This window comes from Streptomyces sp. 130, assembly GCF_007096885.1.
GTDB lineage: Bacteria > Actinomycetota > Actinomycetes > Streptomycetales > Streptomycetaceae > Streptomyces.
This window is the reverse complement of record NZ_VJNO01000002.1, coordinates 370,314-388,344: the sequence shown is the minus strand read 5'-3', so window position 1 is coordinate 388,344 and position 18,031 is coordinate 370,314. Positions and strand designations below refer to the sequence as shown.

Sequence of the window (18,031 nt, the reverse complement as noted above, 5' to 3'; positions counted from 1 at the left end):
GAAGCCCGGTAACGGGTGGAGCTGACTGGTACTAATAGGCCGAGGGCTTGTCCTCAGTTGCTCGCGTCCACTGTGTTAGTTCTGAAATAACGAACGGCTGTGTTGTTGTCCGGTGTTCGTAATTTCATAGTGTTTCGGTGGTCATTGCGTTAGGGAAACGCCCGGTTACATTCCGAACCCGGAAGCTAAGCCTTTCAGCGCCGATGGTACTGCAGGGGGGACCCTGTGGGAGAGTAGGACGCCGCCGAACTCCTTTTAGGAAGAGCCCCGTGCCCTTGTGGCACGGGGCTCTTTCGCGTTTTGGGCCAGAGCGGAACGGGGTATCGGCCGTGAGCCTTCCCGTGCAGCTCGGGGCCACGATGCGTACTGAGGGGCCCGTCCGGTGAGGGCTGCGGTGCATCGCCTCACCGGGCTACGGGGACTTGGGCGGGCACAGCGGCGGTTCGGGGCGCGGTTGGACGCGTGTTGGAGCGGTGGGAGAGCCTGGGTCTTCACACTGTCCCGGGGCCACGTAGTCGCGGCCGGTGAGCCAAGCCCAGGCGTGGGCTGTGGTTAGCGGGGCGGTGGCTCCACGGGGTCGTGGTCTGCGCTCCTGGACAGTGCACGTCTGGCCGCCTCCCGGGTGGGAGGCGGCCAGTGTCCACGGGGGCGCCGCCGGTCGCTCGGACCAGCAGCCGTGCTGCCGTGCCGGCCGCCCCCCGGCAGTGTCAGTTCCTGTTGTCGAAGCCGGGCAGACCCGCTGCTCTGGCCAGGTCGAGGTCGAGCGCTTCGCGGCGGATGCGCTGGTCCACGTAGAGGAGGGCCATGACTCCGGCGGAGAGCGGGTATGTGATGGTGGCGGCGACCACGTCACCGATGGCGGACACGATCAGGAACGGCCAGCCGAATTCGGTGGTTTCCCCGGAGAGGAACGAGCTCAGGCTGCCGTCGTCCACGCCTACCGCGACGGCACCGAAGGGGATGCCGATCACCAGCCCCACGATGAGCGTCAGCAGCCACGTCAGGGCGAGAATGCCGAACGTTCGCCACCAGGCGCCACGGACCAGCTTCGCGGAGCGCCGCATGGCGGTGGCCACCGGCTGCCGCTCCAGCATCAGAGCGGGGGCGGCCAGACTGAATCGGACCGACAGCCAGAGGAAGACGACTGTCGCGGCGAGCAGCCCGAGGAACGCGAGGCCGGCTCCCGCAGCGTCGCCGATCAGGAACGCGGGGAGGAAACCGGCGGTCATGATCGCTCCGCCCATGACGGCGAGCAGGAGAGTCAGGCCCAGCAGGGGAAACAATCTGGGGCGGGCCTCGGCCCAGGCTTCGGACAGGGTGACCTGGCGGCCCAGCACCGAGCGGCTGATCACCACGGTCATCACCGACGTGGTGAAGATCGTGGCCAGCATCGAGATGAGCAGGGGCGGGGCCAGCTCGAGGAGGCTGTAGCGGAGCGATTCGGTGGCCTGGCGCAGCGCCTCGGAGCCGGTGGCGTCGCTGTCGACCGCAGGAGGGTCGGGCAGCAGATAGTGCTGGATGAGAACGATCGCGGCCTGGGCGATCACGGAGACCGCGAGCGTGATGCCGAGGACCGTGCGCCAGTGGGCGCGCATGGTGGAGACGGCGCCGTCAAGGATTTCGCCGATGCCGAGCGGCCGGAGCGGGATGACGCCGGGCTTCGCCGCCGGAGGCGGGCCGCCCCAGCCGGATCCTTGCGGCGCGGTGTTCCAGCCGGGGCCGTGTGCCGGGGCGCCCCAGCCCGGGTGGGGCTGCGGGGCGGCGGGGCCGGTTCCGGTGGGGCTGGGAGGGGACCACTGGCCGGCGGGCGGTTGTCGGGCGGCCCAGGTGCCCGAGTGGGTGGCGTCGTCGGCCGGTTCGGAGGGGCGGGGGATGCCTGTGTCCAGGCGGTCCGTCGCCAGGTCGGCCGTCTCCTGCCCGTCGGTCTGCCGGCCGTCGGTCTGCTGGCTGTCCGGCTCCCGGGGGGCCGTTTCGCGGCCGTTCGATTGCTGGTCGTCGGAGGGGGCGGATCCGGGCGAGGCCCAGCCCGGAGTGTCGTTCATTGTCGCTCCTTCGCGGTCCTGCCCGCGCGTCGCGGCGTCAGGCTGGCAGCCATCGTGCCACGCGTCGGCGTTGGCCGGGCCCGGCCCTGTGACCGGCTCTCGCCTTCAAGTCGGGGCGGGGCACCGGGCAGACTGGGCGGATGGCTGATCAGGACGCGCAATCGCCGGTGGGTTACGAGCCCACCGGGCTGCCCTCAATTCGCTGGGACGAACCTCCGGAAGGCCCCATGCTGGTGCTCCTCGACCAGAGGCGGCTGCCCGCGGAGGAGACGGAGCTGGTGTGCACCGATGTGCCGGCTCTGGTGGACGCGATCAGGACGCTCGCGGTACGGGGCGCGCCCCTGCTGGGGATCGCCGGTGCCTACGGTGTGGCCCTGGCCGCGGCGCGGGGCTATGACGTGGCGGAGGCCACCGGGCTCCTGGAGCGGGCGCGGCCCACCGCCGTGAACCTGGGGTACGGCGTACGCCGGGCCGCTGCGGCGTACTGGACGGCGCTCGACAAGGGGGCCGGTCAGGAGCGGGCGGCGGCGGCCGCGCTGGCGGAGGCCAAGGCGCTGCACCGGGAGGACGCCGAGGCCAGCGTGCGGATGGCCGGGCACGGGCTCGCCCTGCTGGACGAGCTGGTTCCGGGCGGGGGCCACCGGCTGCTGACCCATTGCAACACGGGGGCGCTCGTCTCCGGGGGTGAGGGCACCGCCTTCGCGGTGGCGCTCGGGGCCCACCGGAAGGGCCGGCTGAGGCGGCTGTGGGTGGACGAGACCCGCCCGCTGTTGCAGGGTGCCCGGCTGACCGCGTACGAGGCGGCGCGCAACGGGATGCCGTACAGCCTGCTCACGGACAACGCGGCGGGGTCGCTGTTCGCCGCGGGGGAGGTGGACGCCGTGCTGATCGGGGCGGACCGCATCGCCGCGGACGGGTCGGTGGCCAACAAGGTGGGGAGTTACCCGCTGGCGGTGCTGGCCAAGTACCACCACGTACCGTTCATCGTCGTGGCGCCGACGACGACCGTGGACCTGCTCACCGCGGACGGGGCGTCGATCACCGTGGAGCAGCGTTCCGGTCGGGAAGTGACAGAGCTCACAGTCGGGCCGCGCGGAGTGGGGGACGAGGAGGCGGGCGGGGTGCTCGTCGCCCCGGTGGGGACTCAGTCCTACAACCCCGCCTTCGATGTCACGCCGCCGGAGCTGGTCACGGCGATCGTCACGGAAGAGGGCGTAATCTCGCCGGTCACGGGGGCCGGGCTGGCAGAGCTGTGTGCCAGATCATCGCAGGTAACGATTAGCTAATGGGATGATGTCGTTTATGAAGGGACGCGTCCTTGTCGTCGACGACGACACCGCACTGGCCGAGATGCTCGGGATTGTGCTGCGTGGTGAGGGTTTCGAGCCGTCGTTCGTAGCGGACGGCGACAAGGCACTTGCTGCATTTCGAGAGGCGAAGCCGGACCTGGTCCTGCTCGACCTCATGCTGCCCGGCAGGGACGGCATCGAGGTCTGCAGGCTGATCCGGGCCGAGTCGGGTGTGCCGATCGTCATGCTCACTGCCAAGAGCGACACGGTTGACGTGGTGGTGGGCCTGGAGTCCGGGGCCGACGACTACATCGTCAAGCCGTTCAAACCGAAGGAGTTGGTGGCCCGGATCAGGGCACGTCTGCGCAGGTCCGAAGAGCCGGCCCCGGAGCAGCTGACCATCGGGGACCTGGTCATAGACGTCGCCGGTCACTCGGTGAAGCGGGACGGGCAGTCCATCGCCCTGACGCCGCTGGAGTTCGACCTGCTGGTCGCGCTCGCGCGCAAGCCGTGGCAGGTCTTCACCCGGGAGGTGCTCCTGGAGCAGGTCTGGGGTTACCGGCACGCGGCGGACACCCGCCTGGTCAACGTGCATGTACAGCGGCTCCGCTCCAAGGTCGAGAAGGACCCGGAGCGTCCGGAGATCGTGGTGACCGTCCGGGGCGTCGGGTACAAGGCCGGACCGAGCTGACATGTCCCTGGGTAGCACTGCTCCGAAGCCCGGGGAGCCGGGAGTCCGTGCGGAGCGGGCTGCCGGTACGGGGCACTCCTCGTCCCCCGTCGGGCGCTTCCTGGAGGGCGGCCGGTTGTTCCAGGACCGGGCGCCCGGCGGGCCGGTGCCGCGCCTGCTGATGCGCTGGGTGCGGCGCCCGCTGCTGCCCGCCGTGCGGCTGTGGCGGCGCAATCTGCAGCTGCGGGTCGTCGCGGGCACGCTGCTGATGTCGCTCGGAGTGGTGCTGCTGCTCGGCCTCGTCGTGATCGGGCAGGTGCGCAACGGCCTGCTCGACGCGAAGGGCAAGGCGGCCCAGACACAGGCGGCGGGCGGGTTCGCCGCCGCCCAGGAGAAGGCCAACGCGCCGCTCACCCCCGTCGCCGGCCAGGGCGACGACGTGGCGGACGGCACGATCGAGAACAACTCCTGGCGCACCGAGCTCGTCGACCAGCTCGCCAGCGGCGGCAAGAACGCCTTCAACGTGATGGCGCTCAGTGCCGACGATGGGGCCCGTGCGCCCCGTGGTTCGGGGCACGTCAAGGCGGCGAGCATTCCGCAGAGCCTGCGGGACGCGGTGAACAAGGGGCCCGGCGCCTTCCAGACGTACTCGCTGATCCAGTACGAGAACGGGCAGGAGTCCCAGCCCGGTCTCATCGTCGGCAAGCGCCTCTACGACATCGACCGCGACCCGTACCAGCTGTACTACGTCTTCCCGCTCACGCAGGAGGAGAAGTCCCTGAACCTGGTCAAGGGCACGCTGGCGACCGCCGGCCTGTTCGTGGTGGTGCTGCTGGGCGCCATCGCCTGGTTCGTGGTGCGTCAGGTCGTCACCCCCGTACGCATGGCCGCGGGCATCGCCGAACGGCTCTCGGCCGGGCGGCTCCAGGAACGGATGAAGGTCACCGGCGAGGACGACATCGCCCGGCTCGGCGAGGCGTTCAACAAGATGGCGCAGAACCTCCAGCTGAAGATCCAGCAACTGGAGGAGCTGTCCCGGATGCAGCGGCGGTTCGTCTCGGACGTCTCGCACGAGCTGCGTACGCCCCTGACGACGGTACGGATGGCCGCCGACGTCATCCATGAGGCGCGGGCCGACTTCGACCCCATAACGGCCCGGTCCGCGGAGCTGCTGGGCGACCAGCTCGACCGCTTCGAGTCGCTGCTCTCCGACCTGCTGGAGATCAGCCGCTTCGACGCGGGCGCCGCCGCGCTGGAGGCGGAGCCGATAGACCTGCGGCAGGTGGTGCGCCGGGTGATCGGCGGCGCCGAGCCGCTCGCCGAACGCAAGGGCACCCGCATCCGGGTCGTCGGCGACGAGCAGCCGGTGATCGCCGAGGCCGACGCGCGGCGCGTCGAGCGGGTCCTGCGCAACCTCGTGGTCAACGCCGTGGAGCACGGCGAAGGGCGCGATGTGGTCGTGCGCATGGGCGCGGCCGGCGGAGCGGTCGCCGTCGCCGTCCGGGACTACGGCGTGGGGCTGAAGCCCGGCGAGGCGACCCGGGTCTTCAACCGTTTCTGGCGGGCCGACCCGGCCCGGGCCCGCACCACCGGCGGCACCGGCCTGGGCCTCTCCATCGCGGTGGAGGACGCCCGGCTGCACGGCGGCTGGCTCCAGGCGTGGGGCGAGCCCGGTGGCGGCTCCCAGTTCCGGCTGACGCTGCCGCGTACGGCGGACGAGCCGCTGCGGGGCTCGCCGATACCGCTGGAGCCGGAGGACTCGCGGCGCAACCGGGAGAGCCGGGAGCGGGCCGAGGGCGCCTCCGCCACGGACACCTCCGCCACGGGGCACCGGCTGCTGGCCGTGCCCTCGCAGCACGCCGGTACGGGCCGCGCCCCGCTGCCGGTCCCCGGCCGGTCCGCGGTGCCGGCCAGGACCGCACCCGCATCGGTGCATCCAGCGGCCCTGCCGGGCAACGGGGCGCGGGTGGTGCCGCGTCCTTCGGAGGAGCGGCAGGCCGGCCACAACGACTCTCCGGGGCGTGCACCGGGGCGGGAGGACACGATCCGTGAGGACTGACCGTCGTCAGGGCGTCCGTGGGCGGGTGGCGGGAGCCACCGTGCTGGCCGGGTGCGGCGCGCTCGTGCTGTCGGCGTGCGGCTCGATGCCCGTGTCCGGGGACATCAAGGCCGTCGACGCCTCGCAGCCCGGCGACTCCCAGGTGCAGGTGTACGCGGTCGCTCCACGGGACGGCGCCACCCCCAACGAGGTGGTGGACGGCTTCCTGGAGTCGATGACCAGCGATGACTCCGACTTCCGGATGACGCGCAAGTACCTCACCAAGGAGGCGTCGCGGCGGTGGAAGCCGAGTGCGGAGACCATCGTGCTGGCCAAGGCGCCCAACCGGAGCGACCGCCCGGTCCGCGACCACGACCGCAGCACGACGGAGGTCACCTTCACCCTGACCGGAGAGCAGGTCGCGACGGTCGACGCGCAGAACGCGTACCAGCCGCTCGTCCCGACGGACTACTCCGGCAGGGTCCACCTGGTGCGGGAGAAGACGCCGGAGGGCAAGGAATGGCGCATCGACTCCGTCTCGGACGGCCTGGTGCTCGGCCAGTCCGACTTCAAGCGGCTGTACCGCTCGGTCAATAAGTACTACTTCGCGACCGGGCGGTCCGACGCGGACGCCACCCTCGTCGCCGACCCCGTCTACCTCCGCAACCGGACCGACCCCGCGACGGGGATGGACACGGTGACGCAGGCGGTCCGCAGCCTTCTGCGGGGCCCGACCGACTGGCTGCGGCCGGTCGTCGCCTCGCGCTTCCCCAAGGGGACGGACCTCAGGAAGGGGGTCGCCTCGCTGACGCCGGACGACCGCAACGTCCTGAAGGTCCCGCTCAACAAGAACGCGGACGGGACCGGGCAGCGGGTCTGCCGGATGATGGCCTCGCAGGTCCTCTTCACCCTGAGGGACCTGACGTCCGCGCGGGTCGAGCAGGTGGAGTTGCAGCGCTCCGACGGTTCGCCGCTGTGCGTGCTCGACGCGGACCAGGCCGAGGAGTACGCCCCCGACGGCTCCTCGGGCGGACCGGACAGCCAGTACTTCGTCGATGCCAAGGGCCGGGTGGAGCGCATCCCGGGCAGCACCAGGGGCAGCGGCGAGCCCGAGGCGGTGGCCGGCCCCTTCGGCGACGGCTCGCTGAAGGTGAGCGCGGTCGGTGTGGCCCGGGACGAGCAGTCGGCGGCGGCGCTCTCCCAGCACAACGGGTCGCTCTACGTGGCGTCCATCGCCGTGGACGGGGAGCTCCCGGTACCGGCCGTGACGAGCAAGGCGGCCGACCCCGAGGACCGGCTGACGGCGCCCAGCTGGGACGGCCGGGGTGATCTCTGGGTCGCCGACCGGGACCCGGACGACCCCCGGCTGCTGAGGCTGCCGCACGGCACGGACAAGCCGCAGGAAGTGGCCGTACCCAGCCTGGGCGGCAGCCGTATCGCCGGGCTGCGGCTCTCCTCGGACGGGGTGCGCATAGCGCTGCTGCTGACGAAGGACGGCCACACGACGCTCAAGATCGGCCGGATCGAACGGCTCGGTCCGCAGGACGACGCCCGGGTGTCCGTGGTCGACCTGCGCCAGGCCGCCCCGCAGTTCGCGGATGTGACGGCGGTGTCCTGGTCCGGGCGCAGCCGCCTCGTGGTCGTCGGCAAGGAGCAGGGCGGCGTGCAGCAGGTCCGCTATGTGCAGGCGGACGGCTCGACCCCCTCCTCGGGCGTCCTGCCCGGGGTGAACCAGGTGCTGGCCATCGCCGCCGCCGACGACGAACAGCTGCCGCTCATGGCGGACACCTTCGGCGACGGGATAGTGAAGCTGCTTCCCGGGGACAACTGGCAGACCGTCCTCAAGGAGGGCTCGGCGCTGGTCTACCCGGGCTGACACCACCCGCCCGGCCGGGTTTTCCACAGGGGTGGCCCGCCGGCCCCGCGAGGGGCACAGTTGAGGTGTGCGGGGGTGGTGGCGGGAGATCAGCGGGCTCGTTCTTCCGGTGTCCTGCGGTGGCTGCGGCAGGGCGCGGACGGAGCTGTGCGAGGCGTGCGGAACGCAGCTGCACGGCGGGGCGCCGCGCCGGGTGCGGCCGTCGCCGGAGCCGCCCGGGCTGCCCGTGGTGCATGCCGCCGCAGGGTACGAGGGCGCGGCGCGGGCGGTGCTGCTGGCCCACAAGGAGCGCGGCGTGCTGGCGATGGCGCGCCCCCTCGGCCGGGCCCTGGCGGGTGCGGTACGGGCCGGAGCGGGGCGGGAAGCGGACGGGCGGCCGCTGCTGCTCGTACCGGTGCCTTCCGCGCGCCGGGCCGTCGCGGCGCGCGGGCATGATCCGGCGCTCCGGATCGCGCTGGCGGCGGCCGGCTGGCTGCGGCGGACGGGCGTCCCGGCGACCGTCGCCGCGGTGCTGCGCCAGCGGCGGGCGGTGGCCGACCAGTCGGGGCTGACCGCGGCGGAGCGGCGGGCCAACCTGGCCGGTGCGCTGGTGGTGGCGGCCGGGGGCGGGCGGCTGCTCACCGCCGGTCGGGTGGTGCTGGTGGACGACCTGCTCACCACGGGGGCCACGCTGGCGGAGGCGGCCCGGGCGCTCGACGCCGCGCGCGGGCCCGGGCAGCCCGGCGTGCGCGACGCGGCCGTGGTCGCGGCGTCCCCGCCGGCCTTCGACGCAGCATGTCCCGTTGGCCGGAAAATAAACCGGAACTGGAAATGAACTTGCATCGTTGCAGGTAGTGAGTGGGTAAAGAGACCTGAACGGAGGTACGTGCGAGTAGCGGGTGCCGACATCCGTCCGGGCAGGCTATGTTCGGTTGTGAGGAATGGTGAATGCCGGCCCTCGACGAATGCACCATCAGGTTTCGGGCAGGCGACCCGCCAGTGGTTCGGAAACCGGGAATCCGGTGGGGTGGAAACCTTGCCGGCTGGGGAGGAGGAGGTGGAAGTCACCGAGTCCGCGGTCCCGGCCATCACCGGGGCCTGGTGCAAAAGGGAGATGCTCCGCCGCCGAGCGGAGCGATCCGGGAACGGAGTTCTGCGTGGACATCGTCGTCAAGGGCCGCAAGACCGAGGTGCCCGAGCGGTTCCGCAAGCACGTGGCCGAGAAGCTGAAGCTGGACAAGATCCAGAAGTTCGACGGCAAAGTGATCAGCCTCGACGTGGAGGTGTCCAAGGAGCCGAACCCTCGTCAGGCAGACCGCTCCGACCGGGTGGAGATCACCCTCCGCTCGCGTGGACCGGTCATCAGGGCAGAAGCGGCCGCAGGCGACCCGTACGCAGCGCTGGACCTGGCCACCGGCAAGCTGGAGGCCCGGCTGCGCAAGCAGCACGACAAGCGCTACAGCCGCCGGGGCACGGGGCGCATCCCCGCTGCCGAGGTCGGCGAAATGGTGCCGGACGCGGCATCCTTCAACGGTGACGGCGAGCTGATCCCCGACGAGACGGCACAGTCCGTCCCCACCACCAGGGTCGGTTCGCTGGAGGTGCAGGGCGAAGGACCGCTGGTGATGCGCGAGAAGACGCACGTCGCGGCGCCCATGTCGCTCGACCAGGCCCTCTACGAGATGGAACTGGTCGGACACGACTTCTATCTGTTCGTGGACAACGAGACGAAGGAACCCAGTGTCGTCTACCGGCGGCACGCCTACGACTACGGTGTCATTCATCTGAGGACCGACCCGCTGGCCGCCGACGAGGCGGGCGGCGCGGGCGGCGCGCTCGGCGGCTGACGCCGTCCTCGAGTGGTGCCCCTGGGGCGTCCGCGCGCCCCCAGGGGCACCCGTCTGTCACCAAGTCATCACCGCACTGACGTCCCGGCATGGAATCATGGCGGCGCAAGCCAATCGGTGCTCTGTGAACTGCCGTTGGCGGACCGTTCGTGAATCTCAGGCCGTGGCCTTCAGGGGGAGGAAACGATGGCGGACACCTTCGGGCCCGTGCGCGACGCGAGTGATGCCGACGACGCCGTACGCGGCCTCGGCGGTGCGGACCGGGACGGTGGCTACCGCAAGGAGCCCATCCGGGTCCTGGTGGTCGACGACCACGCGCTCTTCCGCAGAGGTCTGGAGATCGTCCTCGCGCACGAGGAGGACATCGAGGTCGTGGGCGAGGCCGGGGACGGCGCCGAAGCGGTCGACAAGGCGGCCGACCTGCTCCCCGACATCGTGCTGATGGATGTCCGGATGCCCCGGCGCGGCGGGATCGAGGCCTGCACGTCCATCAAGGAAGTGGCCCCCAGCGCGAAGATCATCATGCTGACGATCAGCGACGAGGAGGCCGATCTCTACGAAGCGATCAAGGCCGGGGCGACGGGATATCTCCTCAAGGAGATCTCCACGGACGAGGTGTCCACCGCGATTCGCGCGGTCGCCGACGGGCAGTCCCAGATCAGCCCGTCCATGGCGTCGAAACTGCTCACCGAGTTCAAGTCGATGATCCAGCGCACCGACGAACGCCGGCTGGTACCGGCACCCCGGCTCACCGAACGGGAACTGGAAGTCCTCAAACTGGTCGCGACCGGCATGAACAATCGCGATATCGCGAAGGAACTGTTCATTTCCGAGAACACCGTGAAGAACCACGTGCGCAACATTCTGGAGAAGCTGCAGCTCCACTCCCGGATGGAAGCGGTCGTCTACGCCATGCGCGAGAAGATCCTGGAGATCCGCTGACCCGGCGCGACGCCGGACGCACCGGGCGGGGTCAGGCGAGGAGGCGGCCGATTTCCGCCGCGAGCGGACCGCGCAGTTCCGGCGCGTCCACCCGTTCCAGCCGGACATCGGTGCAGCCGACCCAGGAGGCCGCCTCCACCAGTGCCTGGGCCATCGGTGCCACGGTCTTGGCGCCCGCCAGGGACACCTGCCGGGCGATCAGTGTCGTCCCCTCGCGCGCGGGGTCGACCCGGCCCTGAAGCCGCCCGCCGGCCAGCAGCGGCATCGCGAAGTAGCCGTGGACCCGCTTCTGCTTGGGCACGTACGCCTCGAGGCGGTGGGCGAAACCGAAGATCCGCTCGGTCCGCGCCCGTTCCCAGACCAGCGAGTCGAACGGCGAGAGCAGCGTCGTCCGGTGCCGGCCGCGGGGCTCGGAGGCGAGCGCCGCCGGGTCCGCCCAGGCCGGCTTCGACCAGCCCTCCACGGCCACCGGCACCAGCCCGGAATCCGCCACCACGGCGTCGAACTGCTCGCCCTTGAGACGGTGGTAGTCGGCGATGTCCGCCCTGGTGCCGACGCCCAGCGACTGCCCGGCGAGCGCCACGAGCCGGCGCAGGCACTCCGCGTCGTCCAGGTCGTCGTGCAGCACGGTGTCGGGCAGGGCGCGCTCCGCGAGGTCGTAGACCCGCTTCCAGCCGCGCCGCTCGGTGCACACCACCTCGCCGTACATCAGGGCCCGTTCGACGGCGACCTTGGAGGCGGACCAGTCCCACCACTCGCCGCCGTTCTTCGCGCCGCCCAGCTCCGTCGCCGTCAGCGGGCCCTCGGCGGTCAACTGCTTGATGACGGTGTCGTACGCGCCTGCCGGCAGGTCGTGGGACCACTGCGGCCGGGACCGGTAGGCCCGCCGCCGGAACGCGAAGTGCGGCCACTCCTCGACGGGCAGGATGCACGCCGCGTGCGACCAGTACTCGAAGGCGCGTCCGCCCGACCAGTACGCCTCTTCGACCGTGCGCCGCCCGACCGCGCCCAGGCGCGCGTACGGGATCAGCTCGTGCGAGCGGGCCAGCACCGAGATCGTGTCCAGCTGGACGGCCCCGAGGTGGCGCAGCACCCCGGGCACCCCCGACCGGCGGTCCGGGGCGCCCAGGAAGCCCTGGGCACGCAGGGCGATCCTGCGGGCCTGGTCGGCGGAGAGTTCGACTGCGGGGGGCTGCACAGACGTCATGCTCCGCACTCTAGGGGGCGGCACTGACACCGTTCGCCGGAACGTAGGCGGCGGTGCCCGGCAGGCCGAGGTCCGCGGGGAGCAGCGCGCCCACCCATGCATCGCGGCGCACGCCCTTGTTGACCAGCCCCGAGCGCTGCTCGCCCTCCATGCGGAAGCCCGCACGCAGGGCGACGGCCCGCGACGGGACGTTGCCCGTCTCGGCCTTCCACTCCAGCCGGTCGCAGCCGAGCGCGGTGAAGGACCAGTGGGCGGCGCACCGGACGGCCTCGGTCATGAAGCCGCGGCCGCGCTGCTCCTTGGCGGTCCAGAAGCCGACCTCGTACAGGCCCGGGTCGGTCCGGCGGCTGATGCCGAGCGCGCCTATCAGGGGTGCGCCCTCGCGGGGCACCACGGCGAAGTTGTACATCGAGCCGTCCCGCCAGCCGTCGGGCGAGAGGCGTGCGGTGAAGAACTCCGCGTCGGAGCGCGCGTACGGCGAGGGGACGACCGTCCAGCGCTGGATGTCGGGGTCCTGGCACGCCTCGTACACCGCGTCGGTGTCGTCGGGGGTGAAGGGACGCAGCAGCAGGCGGTCGGTGGTGAGGGTGATCGGTGTGTGCGGTTCCATGAAGGGATTCTGGTGAGGCGCGGGTGAGGACGCGAGTACTTTTCGTGGTTCCCCGGCACCTTCGGTGCCCTTCGTCCGTTGACTCTGAAGGGCACCGCGGGGACAACGCGGTGGCAGCCCTCCCGGCGCGGCGGGGTCCTCGCTTACGATGACCGTTGCGGTGGGGCCCACCTGCCGTGCCCGTGCCAGAGTCCATCACACGACCCAGTGCCCAGGCCCGACCGGCAAGGAGACCAGCCTCAGTGTCCGTCTTCAACAAGCTCATGCGTGCAGGCGAAGGCAAGATCCTGCGCAAACTGCACCGCATCGCGGACCAGGTCAGCTCCATCGAAGAGGACTTCGTCAACCTCTCCGACGCCGAGCTGCGGGCGCTCACCGACGAGTACAAGGAACGGTACGCGGACGGCGAGAGCCTGGACGACCTGCTCCCCGAGGCGTTCGCCACCGTCCGTGAGGCGGCCAAGCGCGTTCTCGGCCAGCGCCACTACGACGTCCAGATCATGGGCGGCGCCGCGCTGCACCTCGGCTATGTGGCCGAGATGAAGACCGGTGAGGGCAAGACGCTCGTCGGCACGCTGCCCGCGTATCTGAACGCCCTGTCCGGCGACGGCGTCCACCTGATCACGGTGAACGACTACCTGGCCTCGCGCGACTCCGAGATGATGGGCCGGGTCCACAAGTTCCTCGGTCTCACCGTCGGCTGCATCATCGCGAACATGACGCCGGCGCAGCGCCGCGAGCAGTACGCCTGCGACATCACGTACGGCACGAACAACGAGTTCGGCTTCGACTACCTCCGCGACAACATGGCGTGGTCGAAGGACGAGCTGGTCCAGCGCGGCCACAACTTCGCGATCGTGGACGAGGTCGACTCGATCCTGGTGGACGAGGCCCGTACGCCGCTGATCATCTCCGGCCCCGCCGACCAGGCCACCAAGTGGTACGGCGACTTCGCCAAGCTGGTCACGCGCCTCACCAAGGGCGAGGCGGGCAACCCGCTCAAGGGCATCGAGGAGACCGGCGACTACGAGGTCGACGAGAAGAAGCGGACCGTGGCGATCCACGAGTCCGGCGTCTCCAAGGTGGAGGACTGGCTCGGGATCGACAATCTGTACGAGTCGGTGAACACCCCCCTCGTCGGGTACCTCAACAACGCCATCAAGGCCAAGGAACTCTTCAAGAAGGACAAGGACTACGTCGTCATCGACGGCGAAGTCATGATCGTCGACGAGCACACCGGCCGTATCCTCGCCGGCCGCCGCTACAACGAGGGCATGCACCAGGCGATCGAGGCGAAGGAAGGGGTGGACATCAAGGACGAGAACCAGACGCTCGCCACGATCACCCTGCAGAACTTCTTCCGCCTGTACAACAAGCTCTCCGGCATGACCGGTACGGCGATGACCGAGGCCGCCGAGTTCCACCAGATCTACAAGCTGGGCGTCGTGCCGATCCCGACGAACCGGCCGATGCAGCGCGTCGACCAGTCGGACCTGATCTACCGCACCGAGGTCGCGAAGTTCGCCGCCGTCGTCGACGACATCGCCGAGAAGCACGAGAAGGGGCAGCCGATCCTCGTCGGCACCACCTCGGTCGAGAAGTCGGAGTACCTCTCGCAGCAGCTCTCCAAGCGCGGTGTCCAGCACGAGGTGCTCAACGCCAAGCAGCACGACCGGGAGGCGACGATCGTCGCCCAGGCCGGCCGCAAGGGCGCGGTGACCGTCGCGACGAACATGGCCGGACGAGGCACCGACATCAAGCTCGGCGGCAATCCGGACGACCTCGCCGAGGCGGAGCTCCGCCAGCGCGGTCTCGACCCCGTCGAGCACGTCGAGGAGTGGGCCGCCGCCCTTCCCGCCGCGCTGGAGAAGGCCGAGGAGTCCGTGCGGGCGGAGTTCGAGGAGGTCAAGGAGCTCGGCGGGCTGTACGTCCTGGGCACCGAGCGCCACGAGTCACGGCGCATCGACAACCAGCTGCGCGGTCGTTCCGGCCGTCAGGGCGACCCGGGCGAGTCCCGCTTCTACCTGTCGCTCGGCGACGACCTGATGCGGCTGTTCAAGGCGCAGATGGTCGAGCGCGTCATGTCGATGGCCAACGTGCCGGACGACGTGCCGATCGAGAACAAGATGGTCACGCGGGCCATCGCGTCCGCGCAGTCGCAGGTCGAGCAGCAGAACTTCGAGACGCGTAAGAACGTCCTGAAGTATGACGAGGTGCTCAACCGGCAGCGTGAGGTCATCTACGGCGAGCGGCGCCGGGTCCTGGAGGGCGAGGACCTCCAGGAGCAGATCCGCCACTTCATGGACGACACGATCGACGACTACATCCGCCAGGAGACGGCGGAGGGCTTCGCCGAGGAATGGGACCTCGACCGGCTGTGGGGCGCGTTCAAGCAGCTCTACCCGGTGAAGGTCACCGTCGCCGAGCTGGAGGAGACCGCGGGGGACCTGGCCGGGGTCACCGCCGAGTTCATCGCCGAGTCGGTCAAGGAAGACATCCACGAGCAGTACGACGAGCGTGAGAAGACGCTCGGCTCCGAGATCATGCGTGAGCTGGAGCGACGTGTGGTGCTGTCCGTCCTGGACCGCAAGTGGCGTGAACACCTCTACGAGATGGACTACCTCCAGGAGGGCATCGGCCTGCGGGCCATGGCGCAGAAGGACCCGCTGGTCGAGTACCAGCGCGAGGGCTTCGACATGTTCAACGCCATGATGGAGGGCATCAAGGAGGAGTCCGTCGGCTACCTGTTCAACCTGGAGGTCCAGGTCGAGCAGCAGGTCGAGGAGGTGCCGGTGGAGGACGCGGCGACCTCGCTATCCAAGGAGGACGCGGTGCCGGCCTCGCGGCCGGAGATCCGGGCCAAGGGGCTGGACGCTCCGCAGCGGCCGGACCGGCTGCACTTCTCCGCCCCCACGGTCGACGGGGAGGGCGGGGTCGTCGAGGGCGACTTCGCGAATGTGGACAGTGGGGCCGGGGGTGCGTCCGACGGGCTCACTCGGGCGGAGCGGCGCAAGGCGCAGAAGTCTTCCGGCGGGCGGCGGCGTAAGAAGTAGCGTGCGCTGACGTTGTGGGTTGTGGCTGGGCCGGGCACCGGGTGGTGTCCGGCCCGGTTGTGTTGAAGAACTGATGACCCGGCTGATCACCCCCGTCCAGGAGGGCACGGCATGACTACGGTGACAGACATCGACGCCCGCGGCACCCAGCACTGCGAGACGACGGCCCTGGGGGTGCTGCTGCGGCACCAAGGACTTGATCTGTCCGAGCCCATGCTGTTCGGCCTCGGCTCCGGCCTGTCGTTCATCTACTGGGACGGCAAGAACATGGACTTCCCCTTCCTCGGGGGACGGGTCAAGCCTTTCGCCCTCACCGGCAGCCTGGCCACCACACTCGGGCTGGAACTCCTGACCCGGGAGACCACCTCACCGCGCAAAGCATGGGACAACGTGGCGGCCTCCATCGATGCCGGCCACCCCGTCGGACTCCAGCTCGACAGCTACTACCTGGACTACTTCGGCTCGAAGATCCACTTCGGTGGCCACGTCGTTGCCATGTACGGCTACGACGACGACAACGCCTACCTGGTGGACACCGACCAGCAAGGCGGAGCCGTCTCCACCAGCCTTACCAGCCTCGCCCAGGCCAGGGCCGCGCGCGGCCCGATGACCGCCAAGCACCGGTCGTTCACCCTCACCGCTCCGGGAGACCTGCCCGCCCCACACGGACGCATCGTCCCCGCCATCACCGCCTGCGCCGACGCCTTCCTCAACCCACCCATCGCCAACCTCGGCCACCGCGGTATCGAGAAGGCCGGCAAGTTGGTACGCACCTGGCTCCAGCGCACCGACAACCCGCAGCGAGACCTGCCACAGACCGCCCTGTTGATGGAGAAGGCCGGCACCGGTGGCGCCCTGTTCCGCAACTTCTACCGCGACTTCCTCGCCGAATGCACCGATCTGCTCGACAGCAGCCACCTACGCACCGGCCACACGCTGTACGCCGAAGCCGCCACCCTGTGGCCGGAGGTGGCAGCACTGATCAGGGAGGCTGGTGAATCGGGCGATGCGCAGTGCCTCGTCCAGGCCGGCTCAATCCTCGGCGATCTCTCCCGTATGGAACGCGAGGCCATGCAAGCACTGAGCCGCCTGGGGAACGAGACCCGAGCATGATCCGGCCCTGACAGCCTTCAAGGAACCTCAGTTCCCGATCCTCCGGCCCTTTCGGGCCCCCCGGGCCCCCGGGCTCCCGGGCCCCGCCGCCCGGTGGGGCCCGGGAGCGGTTCTCATGGGGCCTCACCGGGTCCGCATCGGGGTGTTGCCCAGTTCCACCGCCGCGCAGCGCCAGCGGAGGTCCGGGCCCTGTTCCAGGCGGAAGGCCATGGCCCGGATCTCCTCGCCCGCGGCGATGCTCGCGCAGGCCTCCACCACGCCGGGGGCCGGCTGGGCGCCCCGGCACATGCGGATGACCGGGCGGGTGCCCCGGGTGCGCAAGGGGGTCGTGGGGGCGAGTTCGGCCAGTTGGTCGTAGGCGTCGCCGATGGTGTGGCCCAGCATCCAGTGGACCGGGCGCTGGCCGCTCAGGACCGCCAGCAGGCGTTCCGCGAACCAGTGGTGGGGACGCATGCGCCTCGGGACGCGGTGGCGCTGGGCGGGTACGGCTTCGGGCCTGCGGGTGTCCTGGCGTCCTGCGGGCCGGGTCCTGTGCGTGGTCATCTGTCGCCCCCGTGCTCCAGAGGCCCGGCTCTACCGGGCGGTAACTTCTGTTGGGGATCTTCTACGGGGGAGTCGGATTTGTCGCAAGTGTCGGGGAGGGGGAGCGGGGCGCGGGGGGATTCACCTGTCCGGGTGGTCGGAGGGCAAGGGGGCCGGGCGCGGTGCGGGGCGCGGGGGTGAGGGGGGCGTCGCCGGGTGGACGGGGGCCGGGGCGTACGCGTAACCCCAAAGGGGGACGTCGCACGTATCCTGAGGGCGTCTCCGACTACGAAAGCGGCCGAGCCATGCGCGTATACGTACCCCTGACCCTCGCCGGGCTCGCCGCCGCGCACCGGGCCGGTGAGCTGGGGCCCGGTCCGCTCACCGCCTACGCCGTCACGCCGGCGCTGCGCGAGTGGTACGTCTCCGACGACATCGAGGAGCTGGAGTACGCGGCGCTCAACCGGGCCGCCTCCGCCTCGCTGCGCCTCATCGCCGGGGACCCGAAGGCGGCCAGGCGCCGCGTCGTCGTCGCGGTCGACGTGGCCGACGGGGACGCGGTCGCCGACCCGGACCACATCCTGGACGCCTCCTCGCTCGGCGAGGTCACGATCGCCTCCGCCGTCCCGCTGGCCAAGGCCGCCGCGGTGCACGTCGACTCCGACGACGCGGACGCGGACGTCACCGCCGCGGCGGCCGCGCTCGGGGCGGCGGACCTCGGGGACGACGACGCGCAGTTCACCGTCGACGGCGCCGAGGACCACGAACTTCTGTGGTTCGGGGTGCAGGAGATCCCCGGCCTGATCGGGTAGGCGGGGGCGTTGTCAGTGGGGGCGAGTACCG

At 70.7% G+C, this 18,031-nt stretch carries 14 protein-coding genes, 1 rRNA gene and 1 pseudogene; 11 read left to right on the top strand and 5 right to left on the bottom strand.

The genetic code is table 11. The annotated features are described in order from the left end of the window. Positions 1-133: 133 nt before the first annotated feature. A 5S ribosomal RNA gene (rrf, locus tag FKN01_RS03925) occupies positions 134-250 on the top strand. A 192-nt stretch (positions 251-442) separates the two neighbouring features. On the opposite strand, the pseudogene FKN01_RS32420 reads toward rrf, so the two are convergent. Next, positions 443-577, bottom strand: a pseudogene (locus tag FKN01_RS32420) (AAA family ATPase); the annotation flags it as partial. A 130-nt stretch (positions 578-707) separates the two neighbouring features. Then, entirely contained in the window at positions 708-2,042 is a 1,335-nt protein-coding gene (locus tag FKN01_RS03920; protein ID WP_143616326.1) for a glycerophosphoryl diester phosphodiesterase membrane domain-containing protein, read from the bottom strand. A gap of 140 nt (positions 2,043-2,182) precedes the next feature. Between FKN01_RS03920 and mtnA the strand changes: the two genes are divergently transcribed. The 7 genes from mtnA (at position 2,183) to FKN01_RS03885 (ending at position 10,683) form a co-directional block, all read left to right on the top strand. Continuing rightward, a complete protein-coding gene (gene mtnA / locus FKN01_RS03915) occupies positions 2,183-3,328 on the top strand; it encodes an S-methyl-5-thioribose-1-phosphate isomerase (protein WP_143616324.1) in 1,146 nt (381 codons plus the stop codon). A 4-nt stretch (positions 3,329-3,332) separates the two neighbouring features. Beyond that, positions 3,333-4,022: a two-component system response regulator MtrA gene (mtrA, locus tag FKN01_RS03910; protein ID WP_005316841.1), complete on the top strand. Its 690-nt coding sequence runs from the start codon at positions 3,333-3,335 to the stop codon at positions 4,020-4,022. Between the two features lies 1 nt (position 4,023). After that, positions 4,024-6,060, top strand: coding sequence for an MtrAB system histidine kinase MtrB (gene mtrB, locus FKN01_RS03905; protein WP_185992724.1), 2,037 nt, complete (start codon positions 4,024-4,026; stop codon positions 6,058-6,060). An 85-nt stretch (positions 6,061-6,145) separates the two neighbouring features. After that, entirely contained in the window at positions 6,146-7,915 is a 1,770-nt protein-coding gene (locus tag FKN01_RS03900; RefSeq protein ID WP_260696757.1) for an LpqB family beta-propeller domain-containing protein, read from the top strand. A 67-nt stretch (positions 7,916-7,982) separates the two neighbouring features. Beyond that, on the top strand, positions 7,983-8,729 hold the full coding sequence (locus FKN01_RS03895) for a ComF family protein (protein WP_143616322.1): 747 nt from the start codon (positions 7,983-7,985) through the stop codon (positions 8,727-8,729). Positions 8,730-9,051: 322 nt separating this feature from the next. Next, the gene (gene hpf / locus FKN01_RS03890) at positions 9,052-9,741 is read left to right on the top strand and encodes a ribosome hibernation-promoting factor, HPF/YfiA family (RefSeq protein WP_143616320.1); all 690 of its coding nucleotides are present in this window, start codon (positions 9,052-9,054) and stop codon (positions 9,739-9,741) included. 186 nt (positions 9,742-9,927) lie between these two features. Then, complete coding sequence (locus tag FKN01_RS03885) at positions 9,928-10,683, top strand: response regulator transcription factor (protein WP_143616318.1); 756 nt, start codon at positions 9,928-9,930, stop codon at positions 10,681-10,683. 31 nt (positions 10,684-10,714) lie between these two features. On the opposite strand, the gene FKN01_RS03880 is transcribed toward FKN01_RS03885, so the two are convergent. Continuing rightward, on the bottom strand, positions 10,715-11,890 hold the full coding sequence (locus FKN01_RS03880; RefSeq protein WP_143616316.1) for a winged helix-turn-helix domain-containing protein: 1,176 nt from the start codon (positions 11,888-11,890) through the stop codon (positions 10,715-10,717). 10 nt (positions 11,891-11,900) lie between these two features. Next, positions 11,901-12,500 carry a GNAT family N-acetyltransferase gene (locus FKN01_RS03875; RefSeq protein WP_143616314.1) on the bottom strand — a complete coding sequence of 200 codons (600 nt, stop codon included), beginning with the start codon at positions 12,498-12,500 and terminating at the stop codon, positions 11,901-11,903. A 242-nt stretch (positions 12,501-12,742) separates the two neighbouring features. On the opposite strand from FKN01_RS03875, the gene secA reads away from it, so the two are divergent. Together secA and FKN01_RS03865 are read left to right on the top strand one after the other, a co-directional pair. After that, entirely contained in the window at positions 12,743-15,553 is a 2,811-nt protein-coding gene (gene secA / locus FKN01_RS03870) for a preprotein translocase subunit SecA (protein ID WP_143616312.1), read from the top strand. A 111-nt stretch (positions 15,554-15,664) separates the two neighbouring features. Further along, positions 15,665-16,666 (top strand): BtrH N-terminal domain-containing protein, encoded by a 1,002-nt coding sequence (locus FKN01_RS03865; RefSeq protein ID WP_143616310.1) that lies wholly within the window; start codon positions 15,665-15,667, stop codon positions 16,664-16,666. A gap of 123 nt (positions 16,667-16,789) precedes the next feature. Here the strand turns inward: FKN01_RS03865 and FKN01_RS03860 are convergent, their stop codons facing one another. Further along, the gene (locus FKN01_RS03860) at positions 16,790-17,209 is read right to left on the bottom strand and encodes an Rv3235 family protein (protein WP_143616308.1); all 420 of its coding nucleotides are present in this window, start codon (positions 17,207-17,209) and stop codon (positions 16,790-16,792) included. A 284-nt stretch (positions 17,210-17,493) separates the two neighbouring features. Between FKN01_RS03860 and FKN01_RS03855 the strand changes: the two genes are divergently transcribed. Next, positions 17,494-18,000: a DUF6912 family protein gene (locus FKN01_RS03855; protein ID WP_143616306.1), complete on the top strand. Its 507-nt coding sequence runs from the start codon at positions 17,494-17,496 to the stop codon at positions 17,998-18,000. Positions 18,001-18,031: the final 31 nt, after the last annotated feature.